Below are 24,527 nucleotides of genomic sequence, written 5' to 3' on the forward strand. Positions count from 1 at the left end.
TATACATTCTCTATTATAGAACAGATTCTATCTTTTCTCAATTTTTAAAAAGTTCACAGTTTTTTAATGTAACCGCTTCATTTATTGTATTTTCTAGTATAATAGATTTATGTCCAGCATCAATAGAAGGCGGTGAATGAATGGAACATCCTAAAACCTATAACGCAAAAGAGATTAAAACTCCTTATGGACCGCTTATTATAGAAGGTCCAATAAAAGCCGAGAAACTGGCAGGTCTTGAATTTCATCATGACCTGGTAGCTTTCAGACAGCCTGAGCAGCAGCACAAAGCTTTAATTGAGATAGCTGCTCTGCCAGAAGGAAGAATTATTATAGCCAGAAATCGCCATACCATAGTCGGGTATGTTACATATTTATATCCAGATCCACTGGAAAGATGGTCAGAAGGCAAGATGAAAAACCTGATTGAACTTGGCGCAATCGAGGTGATTCCTGAATACCGGGGCTATTCTGTCGGAAAAAATCTCCTGAGGGTTTCCATGATGGATGATGCAATGGAAGATTATATTACCATTACGACAGAGTATTATTGGCACTGGGATTTAAAAGGTACAGGACTTAATGTGTGGGAATACCGAAAAGTGATGGAGAAAATGATGAATGCCGGCGGCTTGGAGTGGTACGCAACAGATGAGCCCGAAATCAGCTCCCACCCAGCAAATTGCCTGATGGCTAAAATCGGAAAAAGAGTGGATCAGGATTCAATTCAGCAGTTCGATCAGCTCAGATTTAAAAACCGCTTTATGTACTGATCTTCTTTCGTTCACGCTTTAAAACAAAGGGGTTATAAGTATGATAGTTGAACAAATTATGAAGAAAGATATTGTGACACTCACACCTGATGCAACAATTGCAGAAGCCATTAAAAAAATGGCTGAATACCGGATTCGCCATATCCCGATTGTAGCTGAAAATGACCTCCTGGCCGGGATTGTCTCCGACCGGGACATTAAAGATGCAAGTCCTTCCATCTTTCATCTGAGTGAAAATAAAGAAGCCTTGAATAAACCTTTAAAATCAATCATGAAAACAGATGCCATTACAGGCCATCCCCTAGATTTTGTCGAGGAGATTTCATCTATTTTTTATGAGCACAAAATTGGATGCCTGCCTATTATTAAGCATGGCAAATTAGTAGGGATTGTAACGGAAACGGATTTGCTGCATACATTTGTTCAGCTGACAGGTGCCAATCAGCCCGGCTCCCAAATCGAGGTAAAGGTTCCAAACGTGGCGGGCATGCTTTCTGAGGTGTCTGATGTTTTCAGAAAAAGCAAAGTGAACATTGCCAGTGTTCTTGTTTATCCTGACAAAGACGAACGGTTCAAAGTTCTTGTATTCAGAGTGCAGACCATGAATCCCATGGCATTGATTGAGGAGCTTGATAAAGAAGGATATACCGTATTATGGCCTAACATCCCGGGGATTTCATCATGAAAGAAAATATTTTCATCTATTCTCCTCTTTTTCAGCAATATAAATTCAGCCAGGATCACCCTTTCAATCAGCTGCGGGTGGAATTAACATATGACCTTCTGAAAAAGATGAACGCATTGTCAGATGATGAGCTTGCAGCTCCAAGAATAGCGACGGATGAAGAACTTACTCTTGTTCACGATCAAAAGTACATCGATGCTGTAAAAAAAGCAGGTTCGGGAGAATTAGATCCAAACGAAGCGCTTAATTACGGAATCGGGACTGAGGATACACCTATCTTCAAGAACATGCACGAAGCAAGCGCACTGCTCGTTGGAGGTACTTTGACCGCAGTTGAACACGTAATGGAAGGCAAAGCTAAACGGGCTCTGAACCTCGGAGGCGGCCTTCATCACGGCTTCCGCGGAAAAGCTTCAGGCTTCTGCATTTACAATGACAGTTCCGTGGCAATCAAATATATACAGGAAAAATACCACGCAAAAGTTTTATACATTGATACAGATGCTCATCATGGCGATGGGGTGCAATGGACGTTTTATGATGATCCAAGTGTCTGCACATTATCCATTCATGAAACGGGCCGCTATTTATTTCCTGGGACAGGCAATGTTACCGAACGGGGTGCAGGACAGGGCTATGGCTACTCTTTTAACATTCCGCTTGATGCATTTACAGAAGATGAATCATGGATCGATGCCTACAGACAATCTATAAGAGAAATTGCCGCTTTCTTCAAGCCTGATGTCATTCTTACACAGAATGGAGCAGATGCGCATTTCTACGATCCTTTAACCCATTTTGCAACAACAACTGCCATTTTCAAGGAAATACCAAAAATAGCTCAGGAAATTGCGGATCAATACTGCGGCGGGAAATGGATTGCGGTTGGAGGCGGAGGCTATGATATCTGGAGAGTCGTACCCCGGGCTTGGGCCATGATCTGGCTGCAGATGAAACAGCTGACTGTAAACGGCCCTCTCCCTGAGGAATGGATCAAACGCTGGCAGCCAGAAGCACCCGTAACCCTTCCCTCTATATGGGAAGACGGCAAGGATCAATATAAAGCCATTCCAAGAAAACTTGAAATAGAAGAAAAAAACGCACAAACTGTGGAGAAAGCTCTCTTTCCACTACGGCAAAATCATGGAAAAGACAGAAAGACACTTTCATGAACAAAGGCTCAATATATTTATTTAACCATTCACTGCCTATTAATTTTTCTCATTTCCTAAAACGAAGCTGAAAGCATGGAACAAGCAGATCCATGCTTTTGCTTTTTGGCAAGGCTAACATCTAATTTCATCCTTTTTTATTCTTAAAGAAAACAAAAGAGCATCAGCTATAACAGCCGATACTCTTCTATTTTAAGCTCTGGTTGATTGTCTGATTTCAATTCGATGCGGAAGCTCAACAATATGATTTTCAACTTCTTCTTTGTTCATCAGTTTAGTCAGAAGGCGCATCGCTACAGCACCGATATCATATGTCGGCTGAACAACTGTTGTTAATTGAGGTCGAACCATAGTTGCTAATTTCGTATTATCAAACCCGATGATTTCAATATCATTCGGAATAACATAGCCATTATCCTGAGCTGCATGAACGACTCCTAATGCCATTTCATCCGTGCCTGCAAAAATAGCTGTAGGCTTATCCGATAATTCGTTAATTTTTTCGAATGCTTCTAGACCTGAATCATAGGTGTAGTCACCTTCAGTAATTAAGTCTTCATCAACGGTAATTCCTGCTTCAGTCAGTGCACGGCGGTATCCGTTCATTTTCATCTCTTTATTGATTGGCTCTTCCATTGGACCAGTCACATAGCCAATGCGTTTATGCCCTTTTTCAATCAGCATGGAAACAGCATCAAATGTTGCCTGCTCATAATTAATGTTAACAGATGGTGTAACCTCATTCACATCGATTGAAGCAGCAAGCACAATCGGTACAGGAGAACGTTTAAATTCTTCTACATGCTCATCCGTAATATTCCCGCCCATGAAAACAATACCATCTACTTGTTTGCCAAGCATTGTATTAAGCAAGTGTAATTCTTTATCACGGTTTTGATCAGAGTTGCTCAAAATAATGTTGTATTTGTACATTGTAGCAATATCTTCTATACCGCGTGCAAGCTCAGCATAGAATGTGCTTGAAATATCAGGAATAATAACGCCTACTGTTGTCGTCTTTTTGCTTGCAAGTCCACGTGCAACAGCATTCGGGCGATAGCCTAGACGATCAATTGCTTCCGATACTTTCTTGCGTGTTGTTGGTTTTACATTCGGATTGCCGTTTACAACCCGTGAAACAGTAGCCATTGAAACATTTGCTTCGCGGGCTACATCGTAAATTGTAATATTATTCATTTTCTTACACTCCTTCTGGTTCCATATCTATGTATAGTTAGCATTTACAATTTTTAAAGTAAAATGTCACCATAATGACGATTTATGTACATAATGATACGATACTATGAAAACGTAAGCAATCTATTTACAGTGTTTTTATTTAAGAAGATCTATTTTGTTCAAGATTGAGCAAACTTATGATAAATTTCACTGTTTTTAATCTTAAAGAAAATACAGGAAAAGTGCAAGTCAATATCAAAAAGGGTGACCCTGGAGATAGAATGTTTCACACATTCTACTCTGAGTCACCTGATTTTTGTTTTATTATGCTTTTACTTTTGTTAACGGTCTAATTTCATTCATGAACTCTGCGAACTGATCGAAATCCATTTGCTGAGCTGAATCAGACAGTGCGACTGCAGGGTCCGGATGAACCTCAGCCATTACCCCGTCTGCACCAATCGCAAGCGCTGCTTTAGCACAAGGAATAAGCAAATCGCGGCGGCCAGTTGAATGCGTAACATCAACCATTACCGGCAAATGTGTTTCTTGTTTTAGAATCGGCACAGCTGAAATATCAAGTGTATTTCGAGTAGCTGTTTCGTATGTGCGGATACCGCGTTCACAAAGAATGATTTGATCGTTTCCTTGTGAAATAATGTACTCAGCTGCATTTACAAACTCATCAAGTGTAGCAGCAAGACCGCGTTTTAATAAAACAGGCTTTTTAACTGCACCGGCAGCTTTCAATAATTCGAAGTTTTGCATGTTGCGCGCTCCGATTTGGATAACATCAATGTATTGAATAGCAGTTTCAATGTCAGCAGGATTGACAATTTCACTGATAACAGCCATATCATATTCATCTGCAACACGTTTTAAGATTTTTAAGCCTTCAAGACCAAGACCCTGGAAGTCATAAGGGCTTGTGCGTGGCTTGAATGCTCCGCCGCGCAATAAGCGGATTCCCTGTTTTTTAGCCTCTTCTGCAACAGCAGCTACCTGTTCGTAGCTTTCAACTGCACAAGGCCCAACAATCAATACTTGGCTGCCGTCGCCAATTTTGACACCTTTAACATCAACAATTGTATCTTCAGGCTTCTTTTTGCGTGATACAAGAAGCGCTTTGCGGTGATCGTCTTCCTGCAGCTCTAAGCTTGCTTTAAAGATTTCTTTAAAAATATGCTGCAATGTGGAATCTTCGAAAGGTCCATCATTGTTCTCTTTGATTTTATTAAGCATTCTTCGCTCACGGACGGGATCATATCGATTAACGCCCTGCGCTTCCTTGGCTTTACCTATATCCTGTACTAACTTTCCTCGCTCATTAATCAGCTGTAAAATCTGCAGATTAATCTCTTCTGCTCTCACTCGCAATGCTTCTAACTCGGCGTTACTCATCTCTCTCATCCTTTCGCGTTTTTTAAAATTGAAGAAAATCTTATGAAAAGCCGGAATCCGGCTTGTACATGCATCCCTTCAAAACTATTGTTTTAGCGATGCAAAACTGCACCAGCTTTCTTAAAAAAAGAAAATATGATACATTTTCTTTAGTAATTAGTGATAATTATATACAAAATCTTTCGTGTTGTCACGCATTTTTCTTTAACATTTAAACGCTTTTAAGTGGTAAAGCGTTTTTTTGAGTGATTACAATGCTGATTTATCTTTATAGTTTAATAAAAGAGGTGCTTATTTTGAGAAAAGAGACTTATACATTTGCACTGGATATTGGCACCCGATCAGTAGTTGGTTTATTATTATCCGAAAAAGACGGCACCTATGAAGTCATTGACACTGTTATTCAGGAACATGGAGAACGCTCGATGCTTGATGGACAGATTCATGATGTCATCTCTGTTTCGAACGTAATTTCTTCTGTTAAGGAAAAGCTTGAAGAAAAGCATGGAACCCTTCGTGAAGTCTGCGTGGCTGCAGCAGGAAGAGCTCTAAAAACCATACGGGCAGAAGCTCAGATCGAAATAGAGGGCAAACCCATTATTCAGACAGAAACGGTTTTTCACCTCGAGCTGATGGCCGTTCAAGAAGCTCAGAAACAGCTTGCCCAAAAAGAAAAAGCCATGCAGGAGTATGATTGTGTCGGCTACTCTGTTATTCATTATAAACTCGATCATCAAGAGATTGGCAGTTTAGTAGATCAGCAGGGCAAGGTAGCCTCTGCTGAAATCATCGCGACTTTTTTGCCTAAAGTTGTTGTAGAGTCTCTCCTTGCCGCCTTAAATAGAGCAAACCTGGAAATGAAAGCATTGACTCTGGAGCCCATTGCAGCAATAAACGTTTTAATTCCTTCCTCAATGAGAAGATTAAATGTTGCTCTTGTAGATATAGGAGCAGGTACATCTGATATCGCGATAACAAATAAAGGAACTGTTACGGCGTACGGAATGGTCCCAATGGCCGGAGATGAAATAACTGAAGCGATTTCTGACCAGTTTCTATTGGATTTTCACGATGCTGAACAGGCAAAAAGAGAGCTGCATACATCTGAGAGCATCCTTGTTAAAGATATTTTAGGGTTTGAAAATGAAGTCTTAAAAGAAGAAGCTATTTCGCTGATTCACAGTGCCATTGACAGCCTCGCAAATGCGATTAAGGAAGAAATTTATTCTTTAAACCAGGAGTCTTCCCCAAAAGCAGTCATGCTGATTGGAGGAGGAAGCTTAACACCTAAGCTTCCTGAATTAATCGCTGAAAAACTGAATCTGCCATTAAACAGGGTGGCGATAAGAGGAATTGACGCCATCAAGCAGCTCAGGTTTGCAGAACATCTGAAAACAGGTCCAGAACTTGTTACCCCCATCGGAATCGCCATTTCTTCCAATCAAAATCCGATACAGTATGTCAGCGTCAAAGTAAATGGACGCTCTGTCCGGCTGCTGCATATGAGAAAACTGACGGTTTCAGACAGTCTGCTCTCATCAGGAATACAGCTGAATAAATACTACGGGAAGCCAGGACTTGCATTTATTGCAGCATTAAACGGACAATCTATAACCATACCGGGCACCTATGGAGAAGCACCTTTGCTCTTTAAAAATGGAAAAGTATGTTCAGTTGATGAGGAGATCATAAATGGGGATGAAATCATAATTGAAAAAGGGAAAGACGGCCGTTCACTCAGTGTTGCCATTTCTGATTTGATTGATGTAGTTCCAGCAAAACAAGTTATTTTAAATGGGGAGCGGGTTCAAGTTGAGGCAAATCTTGCATTGAATGGAAAGCCTGCTTCTTTAACGGATCTGATAGCTGACAGGGATTCAGTCACTTATTCGTTTCCTGATCAGGTAAAAGAGATTTTGCCTGATGAATACTCCTTTGCACCATTTTTTCTTTCAGTGGACGGCAGCAGGATCAAGGTTGATGCATTCTCTGGAAAAATCCTGATCAATCACTTCCCTGCCCACCCTTCATCTCGATTTGAGGAATGGGATCAAATAACAGCTGTTAAAACAGAATCACCTTCTCTAAGCCAAGTGCTGACCGAGCTTAAAATAAAAGCATATGAATCACTGACAGTTCTCTATAACCAGGAGCCGCTGACAATTAAGAAGATGATGGCTGAAGTTTATAGGGACGATATGCTTCTTTCCCTAGAGGATAAAATTAATAATGGCGATTATTTAACCATTAAGAAGCAGCCAGCAGGCTCATTTATTTTTCAGGATGTTTTTACTGCTGTCGACGTGACTATTCCTTCAGAGGGAAGCAATAAATTCCTCCTGTTAAAAAATGAAAAAGAAACAGCTTTTCATGAAGAATTGCTGCCTGGTGACCGGCTAAGTATTAAATGGTTCTGAGAAAAGCGGGACCGCTGTTTAGCGCAGGCAGATAAGGATCCGGCAAAAAAGGAGTTTTTGCCTTTACTGGCGAAGCCGTTCTGACCAAGGAAAGAGAAGGTGGACACCATGAAAAAGAGAAACCCGCTGTCCGCCCTGACAGGCACATTCATGCTGATCAAAAACTTCTGGAAAAAGCCTGCTGCAAATTTGGCGGGCTTTTAGTATTTGTATTGCCTTTTATTTATAATCCAGCCGATAAATCAAAAATCGTTCAGACGGATTCCGGTCATTAAACCCAGGCAGAACGACTTCTTTTTTCAATTCAAAAGCAGTCTGGTTTTCTAAGAAAAATAGATACTCATCTGAGCAATAGTATATGATCAGTTCGATATCCCGCCTTTCCTTTTCAACCGACTGCAGTATATTGTTTATGACATTCATAAAAATTTCTATCGAAAAGGGGTTAAAGAAATAAAAACGATTATCTGACGGATCGATTTTATACTCTTCCGCCAAGCAGCAAAAAAACTGGATTTGCCCTTTCCTGCTCCTTGCTTTCTTCCAATAACGATCACGATTTTGGGTCGCTTCCTGATAGATTGCCTCGTTCATTTCGACCCCTTTGACTGTAGCATTGCTTAAATAATGTATATAGAAGTTAGATCTGCCTTTTCCGCATCCAAAGTCAACTACATGATCACTGCTTTTCAGCTCATATTCACGAAATAACAACTCCAGTGCCGCATATGGTGTCGGTTCATAGCGGTGATAATGAAGTGACTTGCCGAACCCTTTCTGGCTGCCTTCCGTCTTAATATTTAATAATTCATCAAAAGCTCGTTCATTCATTTACTTTCTCCTATTCATGTCCTGAACTCACATTATAAATAACATAAAAATGGAACAGAGCAGTAAAGTCTCTGTCCCATCCTCCGCTTTATAAAACGTTTTTAGTTAATGTGTCCTTTGTAATTTTCCAATGTGACTCGTTCCATGTGACCAGTTTGTCTTTGAAAAGAAGTGCCTGCGGTGATTCGTGCTTCACACCGTAAGTTTCTGCTATATAATTTGAAAGCGGTCTTGCTTCCTGGACATTCAGGTAATAGGCATTAACCGAGTCATGTTCCTTCGCAAAAGCTTCGAATTGCTCGTAGGCTGCCTGTGCTATTGGACATGTTAAGCTATTTTTGAAAAATAAAAAGGATTCTCCGCTATCAGCGATTTGCTGAAATTCTTCCACTGTATCAATCTTAGATTTCGGCATCTTGTTTCATTCACTCCTAAATTCAGGTTGGTCCGTTCATTGTACATGATTTCATTTGAAAATAAAAACAATCGGCAAAGCGATTAACTTTGCCGATTCATTGTACTATTTTTTTTCTGATAATGCTTCTTTTGCATCTTCAATTTCTTTGTTTACTTGTTTTTTTAATTCTTCAGCATGCTGTGTAGATCCAGTAGATGGCTGAACTGTTTCATTGACAGGGCTTTGAACTGAAGAGTTAAGCTTTTGATCATCAATTGGTGCTTCAGGCGCTAAGTTTAGCTTTACGTCTTCAGGATTGTTTTCAGATTGCTCTTGATCTTGATCTTTAGAGCTTTTCAAATCACGGACTTTGTTCATGATTTGAGAAGACTGATCTGAAACAACTTGCGTCAGATTAGCTGACTTTTCTTTTGCAAGTGCTGCTAATTCATTGCTTTTCTCTATAGCATCATTTGTGATTTTTCCTGTTCTTTCTTTAACAATGACTGCCTGCTCTCCAATATTATCACGAAGTTCTTTACCTGATTTAGGTGTAAGGAATAGTGCAGTAGTTGCCCCTACAATTCCTCCAACTAGTGTTCCGATAAGAAAATCTTTACTGTTGATTCCATCTTTACTCATGATAAATTCCTCCCTATTGCGATTCTTATTTTATATTTTTTTAAAACGAATTCATATACTTGGCTGTTTCTGCTGACGCTCTTGTTTCTGCTTTTTCAGCTTCCATTTTCCCCAAACGTCCATTGCAACATTGCTCCATTGAACAACCTGGTTGATTTTATCCTGGTTTTTCTCAAGATTTGTACTTACTGATGCTGATACTTTCTGAACAGAATCATTGAAATTCTGAAGAGATGAACCTACACCCTGAACCGCGTAGACAACAGTGTTCAGCTTTTCTGACTTTTCCTGAATGTCCTCTGCCAAAGCATTTGTCTTATGTAGCAGCTGAGTCGTTTCAAGCGTTATTCCCTGGATTTGATTCTCAAGCCCTGCCAGTGTTCCGGCAACATTGTTTAAGGTAGAGGATAGGGATTTTAACGTTTTAGACAAGAAAACGACCAGTACTGTGAATGCAATTGCAATTAGTGCAACAGCTAAATATAAAATAATTTCCAACTTCAGCACCTCCAATAAGCGATATTAACTGTTTCCCGCAAGTATTTAATTATAAACATAAAGATTTTTCATAAAGCTAGTATTCTACAAAAAAATTTGGATTCCTTTCCTATTATGGCCGTGTTTTTAAATTTTCAATAAATATTTTAAATTTTTTTCTGACATCGGTTACAATATACTTGTATTACTTATTCGTTTACCGGGAGGAAAAAAAGTGAAAGACCCAAGAATTCAAAAGCTCGCAAAGAACCTGATAAATTATTCAGTCAAGCTCCAAAAAGGAGAAAAAGTACTGATTGAAAACTTTGGCCTGCAAAGAGAATTGGTTACAGCGCTCGTCAATGAAGCATATGCTGCTGGCGGGCATCCATTTGTCTCTCTTAAAGATCAGCAGGTTGACCGCGCTCTCCTGCTCGGGGGACAGGAGGAACAGTTTGGCATGATGGCCGAGTTTGAAGCAAACGTCATGAGCAAAATGGATGCCTATATCGGCCTTCGTTCAGGAGACAATATAAATGAGCATGCTGATGTGCCTGACGTGCAAATGAAGCTTCACGGCAGAACAATTGGCCAAAAGGTGCATCGTGATATTCGCGTCCCTAAAACAAGATGGGTTGTTTTGCGTTATCCGAATTCTTCAATGGCTCAGCTTGCTAAGATGAGCACAGAAGCATTTGAAGATTTTTATTTCGATGTGTGCAACCTTGATTATGGAAAAATGGACAAAGCTATGGACGCACTCGCTGAATTAATGAACAAAACGGATGAAGTAAGAATTACAGGTCCAGGAACGGATTTGGTTTTCTCTATCAAAGACATTCCTGCTGTTAAATGTGCAGGGGAAATGAATATCCCAGACGGTGAGGTTTATACGGCTCCGGTTCGTGATTCTGTCAATGGAACAATTACATACAATACTCCGTCCCCATATAACGGCTTTACATTTGAAAACGTGAAGCTTACGTTTAAAGATGGAAAAATTATTGAGGCCTCTGCAAATGATACAGAACGCATCAACAGTATTTTCGATACCGATGAAGGTGCAAGATATATTGGCGAATTTGCAATTGGCGTGAATCCTTACATTCAGCATCCAATGCAGGATATTCTTTTTGATGAAAAAATCGACGGCAGTTTCCATTTCACACCTGGACAATGCTATGATGATGCATTTAATGATAACCATTCTAATATTCATTGGGATATGGTAAACATTCAGCGCCCTGAATATGGAGGCGGAGAAATGTATTTTGACGGCGTCCTTGTCCGTAAAGACGGCCGTTTTGTGATTGATGAATTAGAAGGCTTAAATCCTGAAAACCTGAAATAAGCATAAAAATAAAAAACATGGGCCTTGGCCCATGTTTTTTTATGCAAGAGCCTTTTCGTAGGCCTGCTGGTATTTTTGAATGTCTCCTGCTCCCATGAAAACGAGAACTCCATTTTCATGCTGCTTTAAGACGGCTGTTTCTTCTTCATCAATTAATGATGCACGGTCAATTTTATTTTGAAGATCTTGAATGGACAGTTTTCCAATGTTTTCACGGGCAGAGCCAAATATGTCGCAAAGATAGACCGTATCTGCTTTTTGCAGGCTGTCCGCGAATTCATCTAAAAACGATTGTGTGCGTGTAAAGGTATGCGGCTGGAATACCGCTACGATTTCACGGTCCGGATATTTCTGTCTTGCTGCGTCAATTGTTGCTGTGATTTCAGTAGGATGATGCGCATAGTCATCGATCAGAACTTGATTGCCGATTTTTTTCTCGTTGAAACGGCGCTTTACACCTTCGAACGTTTGAAGCTGGGCCTGAATCACTTCTGCATCAATCTCTTCGTAATGGCAAAGTGCAATAACAGAAAGTGCGTTCAGTACACTGTGATCGCCAAAAGTCGGAATTTTAAAAGATGCATAAAAAGTGTTTCTGACAAACACATCAAAACTTGTTCCATCAGTCGCTTTTACAACATTGCGGGCCTGGAAATCATTTTCTTCACTGAAGCCGTAATAAACGACAGGCACATTTGCCTGAATATGCTGAAGATACTCATCGTCACCGCAGGCAATAATGCCTTTTTTGACTTGCATAGCCATCTCTTGAAATGCTTTGAACACATCATCGATGCTGCTGAAGTAATCCGGATGATCGAAATCGATATTCGTCATGATCGCATAATCCGGAAAATAGGACAAGAAATGTCTGCGATATTCGCATGCTTCAAAAACAAAGTATTCGCTTTGTTCCATTCCTCTTCCAGTTCCATCTCCAATTAAAAATGAAGTTGGCTTTGCTCCCTGAATGACGTGGGCAAGCAATCCTGTAGTCGAGGTTTTGCCGTGGGCACCTGTAATGCCGACACTGGTAAATTTCTCCATAAACTCACCTAAGAACTTATGATAACGAATTACTGTTAGCCCGAGGCTGTGTGCTTCCTCAATTTCAGGATGCGAGTCAGGAAACGCATTTCCCGCTATAATAGTTAATCCTTGTTTGATATTGTCTTTTGAAAATGGAAAAAGCGGAATACCGCGCTGTTCTAAAGCTTTTTGAGTGAAAATGGTTTTTTCAATATCAGATCCCTGAACCTCATAGTTCATATCATGCAGAATCTGGGCAAGGGCGCTCATTCCAGTCCCTTTTATTCCAACGAAATGGTAAACAGTCATAAATAGAACCTCCAACAAACGTCTATCTGTTTGACATTATATGATTCTTATCCCAATTTGCAACTCCAGGTTTAATTAGAATGCATAAGATAGCGGATATGTAGTATAGCTTACGATTTAACATTATAGCAGAATGCAATATAGATAACTATTAGAAAAGCAGCTGCTCGTGATGACACATAAATCAGACCTGTTAGGTTTTTTGAATAAATACATGGCGGATCAATTTATCCTGCCCAATGCATATTAAACGATATCCATGAACTTGGCAAGTGCGGAATAAGAAGTAAATGTTTTCCTGACCCCTCTAAACATTACGGGCAGGTGCTTCTGAGTATGTCTTAAATCGAGAAGAAAATTGGGGAAACTGTTTAAAAGCAGTTTTCCCAATTCCTGAAGATAATAACTTCTTCAGACAAATATTTTAATGAATATTTCCTCTAAATCATCAGCAGACCCAGCTCTCTATTACATTCCGCTTTCCTGAATGGTTTCGAGGTCCTGCTCAGAAATTAGGATTTCACGGGGTTTACTTCCTCTTGCTTCTGAAATAATTCCCTGCTTTTCCATCATATCCATAAGTCTTGCTGCACGGTTATAGCCGATTCTGAATCTTCTTTGCAGACTTGATGTAGATGCCCCTCCCTGATCAACCACATATTCACACGCTTCAAGCAGCAGTTCATCTTCTTCGCTTCCTATACTGGACTTTTTCATCAGTTCTTCCTGCTCAAATAAAAAGACCGGCTTCATCTGTTTTTTGGCATGGTTAACGACACGTTCAATTTCTTCATCTGATACAAAATTCCCCTGAATACGGACAGCTTTAGATGTGCCATTTTCTAAAAAGAGCATATCCCCTTTACCGAGCAATTTTTCTGCTCCGGCTGAGTCAATAATTGTCCGTGAATCCACTTGGGATGATACAGAAAAAGCAATTCTGGTCGGGATATTTGACTTAATTAATCCAGTTATGACATCAACGGAAGGTCTTTGTGTAGCAACTATTAGATGAATTCCGCACGCTCTTGCTTTTTGAGCAATGCGGCAGATCGCTTCTTCTACATCAGCAGGAGCTGCCATCATTAAATCAGCAAGCTCATCAATGACAATGACCAAGTATGGCATATGCTCACCGCTATTATGTTTTGCAGCAAGTTCATTATATCGGGAAATGTCCCTTGCTCCCGCATGAGCAAATAGCTCATACCTTCTTTCCATTTCTTCTACAGCCCATTTTAATGCTCCAGTAGCAGCTTTTACATCCGTAATAACCGGACTGACTAGATGAGGAACATTGTGATATGGGGCAAGCTCGACCATTTTTGGATCAATCAGAAGAAGCTTCACTTCATGAGGGGAAGCTTTGTAAAGAAGGCTTACCAGGATCGTATTGATACACACGCTTTTGCCGGAACCGGTCGCTCCCGCAATTAGTCCATGCGGCATCTTTTTAAGATCTGTCACAACAGCCTGACCTGAAATATCAAGGCCTAGGGCAGCGGTCAGCGGAGATGGATTATTTCTAAACTCCGCACTTCTTAAGATTTCTCGCAAATAGACCATTTTACTGTGTCTGTTCGGAACTTCAATGCCGATTCTGTTCTTGCCGGGTATTGGTGCTTCTATGCGGATATCTTTAGCTGATAGGCTCAGTTTGATATCATCTGTTAAATTTGTAATTTTATTTACTTTCACTCCAGGTTCAGGCTGGACTTCAAGACGTGTAACAGCTGGCCCTTGTGTAACATGAACAACTCTTGCTTTTACATTGAAGTTTTCAAGCGTCACATTCAGCAATTCTGTTTGTTCTCTAAGCCAATCCACATCATCTACATATTCCTTAGGCGGAATGTTCAAAAGCTGCAATGACGGGAAAAGATAGGATGCTCCAGAATTCGAAGAGTCTTCTGACTTTAGGATTTTTTGTTTATCTCTTCCAAACATCATGACATTAAATGGAACAGTTGATCTTGTTGATCGATTTTCTTTCACTTCTTCAGCAGGATCTTCATTCGATCTTTCAGTTCTGTTAATGGCTGGTTCATCTGTTGCACTATTTTCCTCTTCATTTTCATTATGATTCTTATCAGCATTGGCCGTATGCAGCATTAGCTCACTATCGCTTGCAGTCAGAACGTCTGCATCTGGAATTTCTGCATGCTCTTCGTTTTGCGTCCATTCAGTAAGCGTTTTTTTCTCTTCGTTTTCATCAATGGTGCTGAAGGTTTCATCTGCCTTTACTATAGGCGGATGTGCATATTCTGACATAACGATTTCTGTTTCCTCAGCAGTTACCGCTATTTCTTTATTCTCATAAGGCAGCGGGAATGTATCTTCTGTTGTTTCATTTACATGTTCAACCGTATCACTGTTGATTTCTTCAAGATCCTCATCAGATGAAAAGGTCATAATTGGGTTTTCCTTTTCTTTATTCAGACCTTTAACTGGAATATTTGATATTTGCGTGCTGTTTTCTGGAATGATTTCAGGTACAGAATCTGCTGCTTCTGTTTTTAAAATGGCTGGTTCATCTTTTACCAGCTTTTCATGCAGAGTTGCTGACGGAATTCTCACGTCTTCGATTTCCCTCATTCTCGCAGCTTCTCTTTTAAGAAGCTCAGCCCGTTTATGTTCATTTAACCTTGACAGAACGGATTCAGTAGACTGCGCGGCTTGCTGAAAGCTTTTAAATAAACTTGAACCCGACTCGCTGCCGGTTTGATTTGCCTCATCTCTTGGACTAATTCGATATTCTAATGGTTCTTGATTGTCTCTTGGCCTGAAGCCGTATATAGGCGAAGGAATCTCTGTTGGGTGAAAAGGCCTCTTTGAATCTGTATTTGGCTTTATTCTGGCTGTTTTTCCCGGAATACGCCCTGTGCTGCTATGTTTTTGAGGTTTCGTTCTTTCGATCTTTTCACTTGCTGAACTTTTCCTTCTAGGTTCTGGACGAGTGTTTTGATTATCAGGAATCATCGGAAATTTGAAGTTTCCTTTTGGATATTGATAGGCTACTTTTGTTTCTACATTTTTCACATTCGAAGTTTGAGTTTTGGGCGGTACAGGTGCTCTATGTACAGGTTGCTGCTGTTCTGGAATTTGCCTTTTTTCAGCTGATGCTTTTTCTAAATGCTTATCTGTCTCTGTTTCACCGGCGAAATAATTGATCATTTTTGAAAACCAACTCATAAAAACCACTCTTTCAAAGGTTTCTTCTTTATTACTATTCTATTGTAACAGTTAATCCTATCTTTTAAAGATGAAAAAAGCCACTAGAAAATTTCCTAGTGACTTTATAACTTTTAATTAGATTATTCGATTTAGACAATAGGTTTATGGGAGTCCATTATTTTTTAAAAAAATCTGTGCCGATTTCATAATGATCCTCTAAAACTAAAATCCCTTTTTCCTGAGGAGCATCGGGAAGATCTAATTCCTTCGCAGAGCAGATCATGCCGCTTGAAGCAACACCTCTGAGCTCAGCATCTTTTATCACAAGGCCGCTTGGCATGACTGCTCCGACTTTAGCAACGACAACCTTTTGCCCGCTGTCTACATTAGGTGCACCGCATACGATTTGAAGTTTTTCATTGCCTGTGTTAACTTGGCATACACTTAATTTATCGGCATTTGGATGTTTTTCTTTTGTTTCTACGAACCCAACTACAAATTTGGGTGTTAGATCAGCATGCAGCTGTTCCTCAAATCCATTTTGAAGAAGGCTTGCGTTCAATTTGCTGAGCAGATTCTCAGTCAGTTCAACAACCCCGCCGCTGCTCTCAATTTCAAGATAAGAAGATGCATTAAAAAGATTGAATCCGGCAGTTTCACCTGAGGCACTGCTGTAAATTCGCACTGCATCCCCCTTCTTTTCAAACGTTCTGTCTTCTGGCGGCAATTCAGCCACTGAAATCATCAGTGTATCGCCTACACCTTCTTTGTTATAAAATACGCGCATCATTGTTTACCTTCCTCTTCCTTTTTTGCCCGGTTCTTTGCAAGAATAAATATAGGTTCCAGCTCTTTGTTTTCATACAGAAAAGATAGAGCTGTAATCGGGACCCTGCCGCTTGCAAAAAAGCTCATGGCCATCTGGCCTAAAATATCGTAACCTGTATCATTTCGGATGTCTGCGATAATCAGAACATCCTGATGCGGTACTGCAATGGCCATCGCACCCTCCATTTTTTCATGGAAAGAATCTAGGATGGTGTCATTAAGCAGACGGCTTGCATCATAGCCATCATTGGCATTTAAAAAGTAAAAAACATTTCCTGCTACATGATCTTCTTTTACACTTGTTTGCAGGGACCTGAGATTGAACCTTGCCATTTCTTTAATTTTGCTGAACGTCCAGTTCTCTCTTTCCATCATTTTCACATCAATCAAACGATAGGAATTCCCAAGATCAAGCGCATAATAGATTCTCGTTTCAGCTGTATGTTTTTCGTGTATCAGCAAAACGCCATCAGAGGATTCGACTGGAAAGGATGTTGATCTGATAACCGGAAAAATTCCTTTTTCTTTGCCTGTCAGTTCCTGTTCCTCATTCATAACTGTCAAAGCTTCCTCGATGTAATAAACCAATTCATCAACAGCCGCATCTTTTTTCTCTTCCCATTTTGCAATAATGCCAGGCAGAGATATCGTGATGCCTTTTTTTGTAGCATCGTCTTCAACGCGCAATTGATCCTTTTCTCTATCAAAATGGCTTGTCCAGTCTTTATGTTTTAAGCGTTCCTTGATTGTCTCGGCCATTTTCCTTGAAGTCATTTTCATGATTCATTCCGCTCCCTGCCAATTAGTAACTGTTTTATGATGATAATCCGTCTATAAATTCCTGAATCTGCTCTTTCGTTTTACGGTCTTTGTTCACATAGCGGCCAGTTTCCTGTCCGTTGTGGAATCCGACAAAACTAGGTATTCCGAATACATTTAATTCAGCACAAAGATCGATAAATTCGTCCCTGTCTACATAATAAAATGTGAATTTGTTATTTTCAGACTGCAGTTCCGGCAGAAACGGGTCAATAAAACGGCAATCAGGACACCAGTCAGCTGAAAACATAAGAATCACGTTTTCTTTTTGAATTACTTCGTTATAATGAGCCATTGATTGTAATTTTTCCATTGTTAAAACCTCCAATAATATCGTTTCCAATTTGTACATTCATCATTTCGCATCATACCAAAAGTAGCCTTTAGTTACCAATAGTTTAGCCTTTGGTAAAGAAAAATCCCCTTTGCAGAGCAAAGGGGGATTTCTCTTATTAATAATTGACAGAAGACACAATTTCCATCATTTGTTCAGCTGTATCTGCGACATTGCGGCCGTCTGTTTGCGTTGTCATTTTAACTCCGCCGATTCCCGCAGAAACCTCATACTCATCCTCTTCAAGTTTATCTACAAGAACGTAACCGAACCGATCTTTATCCTCAAAGGTTTCTTTTACTATTGGATCTTTATATTGTTCAAGCAGCGAATCATAAAAAACGGTGCTGTCCTCTTTTTCTTTATCATTTACAAATAATATAAATTGCTCATCATCCCGTTTGAAAATCAAGTTATTATTTTTTGCAGATTCGACTTTATAGCCTTCAGGCAAATGATATTTAAAAGAACCGCTTTCTTCATTGGCAGCTGCCGGCTTGCTTGTAAAAGTCTTTTTTGTCTGATCTATCGTTGCAGTTTGCATTTCTTCTTCATTTATTGTACAGGCTAATAAGGAAAAAAGAGAAGCAAAGATCATGCCTGCTAGAATTTTTTTCAAGAAAAACCCTCCTTATTCAATAGGAAAATAGGACCCTTTTCTATAATAACCCTTTTATTTTAGACTTGACAAGTGAGCTATGTTTTATGAAAAGAAAAACAGGGTAATGAATTCTAAAAAAAAGAGGTGAATTTTTAAGTGAATATAAATGTTTACTTGGCAGGAGAAATACATAGTAATTGGAGAAACGAAGTAAAAGAGAAGGCCCGGAATCTCCCGGCAACTTTTACAGGACCAATGGAAAACCATGATCGGTCTGATTTTATTGGAGAAGAAATATTAGGTTCACAGCCTAATGCTATTTTAAAAGACGAAGCTGCATCCAGAATTAATAATTTCAGAACAAAAGTTTTATGGATAAAGCCGATATTGTGATTGCTTTATTTGGAGAAAAATATAAACAGTGGAATACAGTAATGGATGCAAGCAGTGCATTAACCAACAAAAAACCTTTAATTATCATAAGACCTGAGAATCTGCATCACCCGCTTAAAGAACTTTCTTCTAAAGCTGATGTCACGGTAGAAACAATTGATCAGGCCATTGCAGTGTTATCCTATCTTTTTGAACAAGAGTAGCGGCCCTATCTGCCGCTGCTCTTTTTATGCATGTAAAAATATTGACCAAATAACAGCTTAGAAATGTGAGTAAACATTTCTTTTCGATTCACCATGCCATTTGTAAATATCCCGATTGCCCCTTCATTTTGACTGACATTATATTGATTCGCATATTGATCCATGACGATTCCAAGCTCAGCGCCCGACTTCACCTTCTTACCAACTTCATCCGGCAGAAGGATTCTGGCGCCGCCTGCAATGATTGGTCTGATATCGCCACCTGCAATGGCTCCCCAGTTGCATAAATAAAAACCTTGATTTGTCTCAATGATGCCTCCTTCAAGACCTATGCCAAGATCAGCCTTCTCCATTTCCCTGGCATTTTCTGCTCGGTTAATGGCGCCTTGTATGGTTTCATCATCTGAAAACGGCTGGTCGGATACTCCAGATGAAACTTTTGCACTTTTGAATGTAAACTGCTCAAAATCAGGTAGAGATGCCTTTACCGCATTAACTTTGGCCGGATTTAAGGTCCCAATAGCTATTTTCATCTAATTCTTTCTCCTTTATATAAAGAAAAGCGCAAGCGCCCGTTTAGTTCAGGCATGACAGATAAGAATCCGGCTGACCGAATTTGTTCTGGCCAGGGAGAGCGATTTGCTTCCCATCAATGTACAAAATTTTATACTTTCTTATCTCTTAAAAAAGGAAACCACATCAGTGATTTCCGCTTCTTTACTTTATGAATTCTGTTTTATTGTATCCAATGTCGTTTGATCACAAGCTTTTACAAGAGAGACAATTAATTCTTTTGCAGCAGCATAGTCGTCTATATGGACAATAGAAGCTGCTGTATGAATATAACGCGAACAAATTCCAATAACTGCAGAAGGAACGCCATCATTTGAAGTATGAACACGGCCTGCATCTGTTCCGCCTTGTGACACGAAATACTGGTAAGGAATATTGTTAGATTCTGCCGTGTCTAAAACAAATTCCCGCATTCCTCTATGTGTCACCATTGTACGGTCTAAAATACGGAGCAGGGCGCCTTTGCCCAGCTGGCCGAATTCATGCTTCGCTCCGCTCATATCATTGGCAGGACTCGCATCAAGAGCAAAGAACAAATCAGGCTGAATCATATTGGCAGCTGTTTGTGCTCCTCTAAGCCCTACCTCTTCCTGTACGGTTGCACCAGAATAAAGAGTATTTGGAAGGGTTTCGTTTTTCAGTTCTTTTAACAATTCAATCGACAATCCGCATCCATAACGGTTATCCCATGCCTTAGCCATAATCTTTTTAGGATTGGCCATTGGAGTAAACGGACAAACTGGAAGAATTTGCTGTCCTGGCTTAATGCCAAGCTCCGCTGCATCTTCTTCTGAATCCGCTCCAATGTCAACAAGCATATTTTTAATCTGCATCGGTTTGTTCCGCTGATCTTCACTTAATAAATGAGGAGGAATCGAACCGATTACTCCGGGAATTGGGCCTTGATCTGTTATGATCTCAACGCGCTGTGCAAGAAGCACCTGGCTCCACCAGCCTCCAAGCGTCTGGAACCTTATCATTCCGTTTTTCGTTACACCCGTTACCATAAACCCTACTTCATCCATGTGCCCTGCAACCATAATCTTGGGACCTTCTGAATGACCGTGCTTCACCCCAAAAATACTGCCTAACCGATCTTGAACAATGTCATCTGAGTACTTGCTGAGCTCGGAACGCATGAATTTACGCACAGCATGCTCGTTCCCCGGTGCACCCGGAAGTTCCGTCAATGTCTTAAAAAGCTCTAACGTCTCTTGGTTCATCCATCATATCCCCTTTACGTATGTATTCTTTTATTTTACAGAAAGTTATCGTTTCGTGCTACTAAAGAAAAGCAAACCCGATGTTCAGACCCGACAGGCAGATAAGGACAAATCAGCCAACTTCCGGGATTTATCAGCCAAAACACCTGCATTGGAATTTTATCAGCGTAATTTGGATCTTATCCACCTGTTTTCCATTTTATTAACCAAACCATTCTGATATCCCAGCAAGAAAAGGTCCGAAATAGATAGCAGACTTTCAAAAAATATTCTGCTTCTTAAAAAGGCATAACCACCCTTAACAAGAAAAGGAATCTTCTGTATACTTAAATCAATGTGTTAAGGATGGAGGAGATCGTGATGAATTGCAGAAAAGCATTCATTGGTATTGGTATTGGCCTGGCTGCTGCATACATATTTAGGGATCAATTAAAGCCGGCATATATTACTTCTGAAAAAGCTCTAACTGTTGTGAAAAATGCATTTAAAGAAAAAGGTCCGATCAATGGATCATGGATCTATACAGTCCGCGAGTCCTATACCGATTCTGGAGAGACATACAGTATTTACAAAGCTGGAATTACCAGAACGGCTGACTCGGAGCTCGAACAATATGAAGCTTTTGTGGATGCAAAAAGCGGAAATATCCTTCACGTAGAACAAATTGCATAATCCATCACATAAAAACCTGGCTGAACATGCATAATGGCATGGAGACACTGCTCTCCATGCCATTTTTTTATTCTGGTCGATTTCTTTCCACTTTATCGATAATTTCTTTTTTTTCATTGAATTTGATGGCCCTGTAATAGGCATCATGATAAAAAGACAGCCAAGTCTGTTTTTCGCTTGCAAACTCGAGCCATTTTTGCTTCTGCTGTATTGAATTCATTGGATAATCATCATATGCCAGCACCCATAATGGATTGCTGTGGGCATGCGTCGGCATGAGGTCTGCCATATGAAGAATCATATCTCCATTGTCTTGTATTTTAACAATGCTGTGACCGTCACTATGTCCGCCAGTGTGAATCATTTCAATGCCTGGCACTGGTTCCGTTTTCCCTTCAAAAGGAACGACTTGTTTTTCGATTGCCAGCCAATTATCTTTCCAGTATGTATTAGCTGAACGAATATTTGGTTCTCTCATTTCATTCCATTCAATAGTAGAAGTGATGATTTTTGCATGTGGAAATACAGATACAAGTTCATCATTTTCAAGCTTTGTAAGCCCGGAAACATGATCAAAATGCAAATGAGTCATCAGGACATAATCAATATCTTCAGCTTTCAGACCCAATTCATTTAATGAAGCGATTACATTTGATTCAGCTGTCACACCAAAATTTCGCTTTTGCTTATCAGTAAGTCTTCCTGAGCCAATGCCGCTGTCAATCAGCAAATTGATGCCCTCTTTTTGAACTAGAATTGGATCTGTGCGAAGCTCAATCTGATTGAGTTCATTAACAGGATATTTTTTTGACCAGAGCGGTTTGGGAACGACTCCAAACATTGCACCCCCATCAAGATAAGTAACCCCGCCATCAAGCCATGTTAATGTTGTTTGACCTATTTTTAAAGTTTCCATATTATCCCCTCCGGTTCCATCATAACAAAAAAACCCGCGTCCGTGGACAGGGGTTACTTTTTTATATATTTCACTTCAGAGCGATAAATTCTTTGCCCTTTTTGTGAAAATTTTTCTTCATATTCCGTCATGATGTTGCCTTCATACTCACTGTTATGCAAATCTAAGCTTACATATGTTAAGAGCAGTCCATAGGCTGAGAAGCTTTGAAGTGAATACTCGAACAATCCCTGATTATCTGTTTTAAAATGAATTTCACCTTCATCAACCAAGATATCTTCATATCTCTTAAGAAAGGTCTTAAAGGTTAATCTCCGTTTTTCGTGTCTTGTCTTCGGCCATGGATCAGAGAAATTCAAATAGACTCTCTCGATTTCGCCATCGGCAAAAATGTCAGTAAGATCCTCGGCATTCTCATTAAGCAGCAGAATGTTTGTTTGTTCTGCCTGGGCTGCTCTTTGAAGGGCACCAACAATGACACTTTCAGACAATTCAATTCCAATATAATTAATGTTTGGGTGAGCGCATGACATTCCAACAACAAATTGCCCTTTTCCTGTCCCTACCTCAATATGGATCGGGTTATCATTCCCAAAAAGTTCATTCCATTTACCTTTATGTTCTTTAGGATTCTGAATCACAATATTTGAATGCCCGGCAATGAAATCATTGGCCCATGGCTTATTCCGCAATCGCATGATGCACACCTCTATCGATTTAATGTCGCCATAAAAGATATCATGAAATGGGAGGGTGTGCAAGAGAAATTCCATGTTAAAATCTGTATTTTATAATAGGTTTTATCAGCGCAAACCTGAGTTCTATCAGCATAATTCTAAGGTTTATAAGTGTAAATCCAGGTTTTATACGAGTTAACCCTTGTTTAATCAATGTGGATTTAACTGCAACAAAAAATGACCTGGCCCGCTTGGATCTGGTCATTTTTATTCAGAATGAAATGGCTTCTTCCTGCACAAGTTAAGACAAGAATCTGTAAAGGAGTGCTTGCCATGCCGCTAGAATATCAGCATCAAGTTGAATTATTAAAGGATATATTGACAGAACATCAAAGTGACTGCTGCGGAACAGTTGCAGAATGTGAACAACTGGAGCGGGTCATCAAATCACTGATGGTGAATACAAACATTCATCAGGATTTAAAAAACGTACTGCAAAATATTTATTCTTACAGTCAGGATGGAAAAAATTCTTCAGAACTGAATTCCTATATAACATCTCAGCAAAATGTTCTTACAAAATGGATTGATGATATTGATTCATTTTCTTAATTTAACTTAGAAATCATTTGACGCAGGTAGTTATGCCATTCATTTGTTTCCTTTTCATTGTGTTTTGCTCGATACCAAAGGGTATAGGTAATCGTTTGCGCAAGCACATACCAGTACATTCTTCCAAGAAGCTGATCGGTCAAGTTCAGGCCATATGTAGAAAGCCAGCTTTCCCAGTCTTTTTCGTCGATATACCAGTATAAAAGCATGCCAATATCAATTGCAGGATCTGCAATTAATGCTCCGTCCCAGTCAATCAGATATAGCTGTTCATCATTGGATAACAGCCAATTATTATGGTTCACATCACAATGACAGACCACTTTATCATCACAATCCACATATGGAAGATTGGATTCAAGATAATGAATAGCCTGCATGACTTCTGGGAGATAAAAGTTTTCAAACTCAACCGTTTGCTTTAAATCCTCTAATATAATTGAAGGAGTAAGCGGTTGTTTTCCCAGACGTTTCAACATATCCAGCAGTTCCTTGGAATGATGGATTTTATGCAGCAGTTCCGCTACATTTTCGCCATTCATATCACTAGGCTTCAGTTCACGTCCGCTTAGCCAGTGCTGTGCTGTAATCACATCGCCATTTTCCAGCCTTTTTGTCCATACCAGCTTAGGAACAATTCCTTCAGCAGACAGAACGGCCAAGAATGGAGAACTATTTCGTTTTAAGAACAATTTTTGCCCTTCTCGCTGTGCAAAATATGCATCGCCTGTTGCTCCGCCAGCAGGAGATAGCTCCCACTCGCTTCCTAGTAGTTGTTCCAACCAGTTCACCTTCAATTTCAACCCAACATTTCATTTATAAGTTTGGAATAGGGAAAG

At 39.9% G+C, this 24,527-nt stretch carries 24 protein-coding genes and 1 pseudogene; 8 read left to right on the forward strand and 17 right to left on the reverse strand.

The genetic code is table 11. The features are described from left to right. Positions 1-140 precede the first annotated feature (140 nt). Genes QLQ22_RS19525 through QLQ22_RS19535 form a run of 3 tightly spaced genes read left to right on the forward strand, consistent with a single transcriptional unit; the run spans position 141 to position 2,630 of the window. Complete coding sequence (locus QLQ22_RS19525) at positions 141-773, forward strand: GNAT family N-acetyltransferase (protein ID WP_223437310.1); 633 nt, start codon at positions 141-143, stop codon at positions 771-773. A 40-nt stretch (positions 774-813) separates the two neighbouring features. Continuing rightward, a complete protein-coding gene (locus QLQ22_RS19530) occupies positions 814-1,458 on the forward strand; it encodes an acetoin utilization AcuB family protein (RefSeq protein ID WP_284015374.1) in 645 nt (214 codons plus the stop codon). After that, positions 1,452-2,630, forward strand: coding sequence for an acetoin utilization protein AcuC (locus QLQ22_RS19535; RefSeq protein WP_284016905.1), 1,179 nt, complete (start codon positions 1,452-1,454; stop codon positions 2,628-2,630). The genes QLQ22_RS19530 and QLQ22_RS19535 overlap by 7 nt, the downstream gene beginning before the upstream one ends. A gap of 192 nt (positions 2,631-2,822) precedes the next feature. On the opposite strand, the gene ccpA is transcribed toward QLQ22_RS19535, so the two are convergent. Next, complete coding sequence (gene ccpA, locus QLQ22_RS19540) at positions 2,823-3,827, reverse strand: catabolite control protein A (protein WP_223437316.1); 1,005 nt, start codon at positions 3,825-3,827, stop codon at positions 2,823-2,825. 306 nt (positions 3,828-4,133) lie between these two features. Continuing rightward, positions 4,134-5,210, reverse strand: a complete 1,077-nt coding sequence (locus QLQ22_RS19545) for a bifunctional 3-deoxy-7-phosphoheptulonate synthase/chorismate mutase (protein ID WP_223437319.1) — start codon at positions 5,208-5,210, stop codon at positions 4,134-4,136. A 296-nt stretch (positions 5,211-5,506) separates the two neighbouring features. Between QLQ22_RS19545 and pilM the strand changes: the two genes are divergently transcribed. Next, positions 5,507-7,627 carry a cell division protein FtsA gene (gene pilM / locus QLQ22_RS19550; protein ID WP_284015375.1) on the forward strand — a complete coding sequence of 707 codons (2,121 nt, stop codon included), beginning with the start codon at positions 5,507-5,509 and terminating at the stop codon, positions 7,625-7,627. Between the two features lie 219 nt (positions 7,628-7,846). Here the strand turns inward: pilM and QLQ22_RS19555 are convergent, their stop codons facing one another. The 4 genes from QLQ22_RS19555 to QLQ22_RS19570 all read right to left on the reverse strand — a co-directional run bounded on the left by QLQ22_RS19555 (position 7,847) and on the right by QLQ22_RS19570 (position 9,995). Next, a complete protein-coding gene (locus QLQ22_RS19555) occupies positions 7,847-8,458 on the reverse strand; it encodes a class I SAM-dependent methyltransferase (protein ID WP_284015376.1) in 612 nt (203 codons plus the stop codon). A gap of 88 nt (positions 8,459-8,546) precedes the next feature. Continuing rightward, on the reverse strand, positions 8,547-8,873 hold the full coding sequence (gene ytxJ / locus QLQ22_RS19560) for a bacillithiol system redox-active protein YtxJ (RefSeq protein ID WP_223437324.1): 327 nt from the start codon (positions 8,871-8,873) through the stop codon (positions 8,547-8,549). 105 nt (positions 8,874-8,978) lie between these two features. Further along, positions 8,979-9,497: a YtxH domain-containing protein gene (locus tag QLQ22_RS19565; protein WP_223437326.1), complete on the reverse strand. Its 519-nt coding sequence runs from the start codon at positions 9,495-9,497 to the stop codon at positions 8,979-8,981. A gap of 51 nt (positions 9,498-9,548) precedes the next feature. Continuing rightward, positions 9,549-9,995 (reverse strand): DUF948 domain-containing protein, encoded by a 447-nt coding sequence (locus QLQ22_RS19570; protein WP_223437328.1) that lies wholly within the window; start codon positions 9,993-9,995, stop codon positions 9,549-9,551. A 214-nt stretch (positions 9,996-10,209) separates the two neighbouring features. Between QLQ22_RS19570 and QLQ22_RS19575 the strand changes: the two genes are divergently transcribed. Continuing rightward, entirely contained in the window at positions 10,210-11,325 is a 1,116-nt protein-coding gene (locus QLQ22_RS19575; protein ID WP_252207267.1) for an aminopeptidase, read from the forward strand. Between the two features lie 39 nt (positions 11,326-11,364). Here the strand turns inward: QLQ22_RS19575 and murC are convergent, their stop codons facing one another. The 6 genes from murC to QLQ22_RS19605 form a co-directional block, all read right to left on the reverse strand. Continuing rightward, positions 11,365-12,663 carry a UDP-N-acetylmuramate--L-alanine ligase gene (murC, locus tag QLQ22_RS19580; RefSeq protein ID WP_252207268.1) on the reverse strand — a complete coding sequence of 433 codons (1,299 nt, stop codon included), beginning with the start codon at positions 12,661-12,663 and terminating at the stop codon, positions 11,365-11,367. A gap of 468 nt (positions 12,664-13,131) precedes the next feature. Next, positions 13,132-15,855 (reverse strand): DNA translocase FtsK, encoded by a 2,724-nt coding sequence (locus QLQ22_RS19585; protein ID WP_284015377.1) that lies wholly within the window; start codon positions 15,853-15,855, stop codon positions 13,132-13,134. A 157-nt stretch (positions 15,856-16,012) separates the two neighbouring features. Then, positions 16,013-16,624, reverse strand: a complete 612-nt coding sequence (gene ytpR / locus QLQ22_RS19590) for a YtpR family tRNA-binding protein (RefSeq protein ID WP_252208808.1) — start codon at positions 16,622-16,624, stop codon at positions 16,013-16,015. Continuing rightward, positions 16,624-17,445, reverse strand: a complete 822-nt coding sequence (locus QLQ22_RS19595) for a DUF1444 domain-containing protein (RefSeq protein ID WP_223437336.1) — start codon at positions 17,443-17,445, stop codon at positions 16,624-16,626. Before QLQ22_RS19595 ends, ytpR begins: the two co-directional genes overlap by 1 nt. A 34-nt stretch (positions 17,446-17,479) precedes the next feature. Further along, positions 17,480-17,797, reverse strand: a complete 318-nt coding sequence (locus tag QLQ22_RS19600; protein ID WP_252207270.1) for a thioredoxin family protein — start codon at positions 17,795-17,797, stop codon at positions 17,480-17,482. A 139-nt stretch (positions 17,798-17,936) separates the two neighbouring features. After that, on the reverse strand, positions 17,937-18,437 hold the full coding sequence (locus QLQ22_RS19605; protein ID WP_252207271.1) for a hypothetical protein: 501 nt from the start codon (positions 18,435-18,437) through the stop codon (positions 17,937-17,939). 138 nt (positions 18,438-18,575) lie between these two features. Between QLQ22_RS19605 and QLQ22_RS19610 the strand changes: the two are divergent. Further along, positions 18,576-19,015 (forward strand): annotated as a pseudogene (locus QLQ22_RS19610) (YtoQ family protein). Positions 19,016-19,020: 5 nt separating this feature from the next. Here QLQ22_RS19610 and QLQ22_RS19615 read toward each other — a convergent pair. After that, a complete protein-coding gene (locus QLQ22_RS19615; protein ID WP_284015378.1) occupies positions 19,021-19,548 on the reverse strand; it encodes a DUF84 family protein in 528 nt (175 codons plus the stop codon). Between the two features lie 189 nt (positions 19,549-19,737). Next, a complete protein-coding gene (locus QLQ22_RS19620) occupies positions 19,738-20,811 on the reverse strand; it encodes a M42 family metallopeptidase (RefSeq protein ID WP_223437345.1) in 1,074 nt (357 codons plus the stop codon). Positions 20,812-21,171: 360 nt separating this feature from the next. Here QLQ22_RS19620 and QLQ22_RS19625 point away from each other — a divergent pair, with 360 nt between their 5' ends. After that, positions 21,172-21,483 carry a PepSY domain-containing protein gene (locus tag QLQ22_RS19625; protein ID WP_252207274.1) on the forward strand — a complete coding sequence of 104 codons (312 nt, stop codon included), beginning with the start codon at positions 21,172-21,174 and terminating at the stop codon, positions 21,481-21,483. 67 nt (positions 21,484-21,550) lie between these two features. Here the strand turns inward: QLQ22_RS19625 and QLQ22_RS19630 are convergent, their stop codons facing one another. Both QLQ22_RS19630 and trmB read right to left on the reverse strand, forming a co-directional pair. Continuing rightward, entirely contained in the window at positions 21,551-22,399 is an 849-nt protein-coding gene (locus tag QLQ22_RS19630; protein WP_284015379.1) for a YtnP family quorum-quenching lactonase, read from the reverse strand. Between the two features lie 53 nt (positions 22,400-22,452). Next, positions 22,453-23,097: a tRNA (guanosine(46)-N7)-methyltransferase TrmB gene (trmB, locus tag QLQ22_RS19635; protein ID WP_223437350.1), complete on the reverse strand. Its 645-nt coding sequence runs from the start codon at positions 23,095-23,097 to the stop codon at positions 22,453-22,455. A gap of 312 nt (positions 23,098-23,409) precedes the next feature. On the opposite strand from trmB, the gene QLQ22_RS19640 reads away from it, so the two are divergent. Then, on the forward strand, positions 23,410-23,688 hold the full coding sequence (locus QLQ22_RS19640; RefSeq protein ID WP_284015380.1) for a YtzH-like family protein: 279 nt from the start codon (positions 23,410-23,412) through the stop codon (positions 23,686-23,688). On the opposite strand, the gene QLQ22_RS19645 is transcribed toward QLQ22_RS19640, so the two are convergent. After that, positions 23,685-24,491 carry a phosphotransferase family protein gene (locus QLQ22_RS19645; protein ID WP_223437354.1) on the reverse strand — a complete coding sequence of 269 codons (807 nt, stop codon included), beginning with the start codon at positions 24,489-24,491 and terminating at the stop codon, positions 23,685-23,687. The two genes, QLQ22_RS19640 and QLQ22_RS19645, sit on opposite strands and share 4 nt — an antisense overlap. Between the last annotated feature and the right edge of the window lie 36 nt (positions 24,492-24,527).

Source organism: Metabacillus hrfriensis (assembly GCF_030127205.1).
Taxonomy (GTDB): domain Bacteria; phylum Bacillota; class Bacilli; order Bacillales; family Bacillaceae; genus Bacillus_P; species Bacillus_P dongyingensis.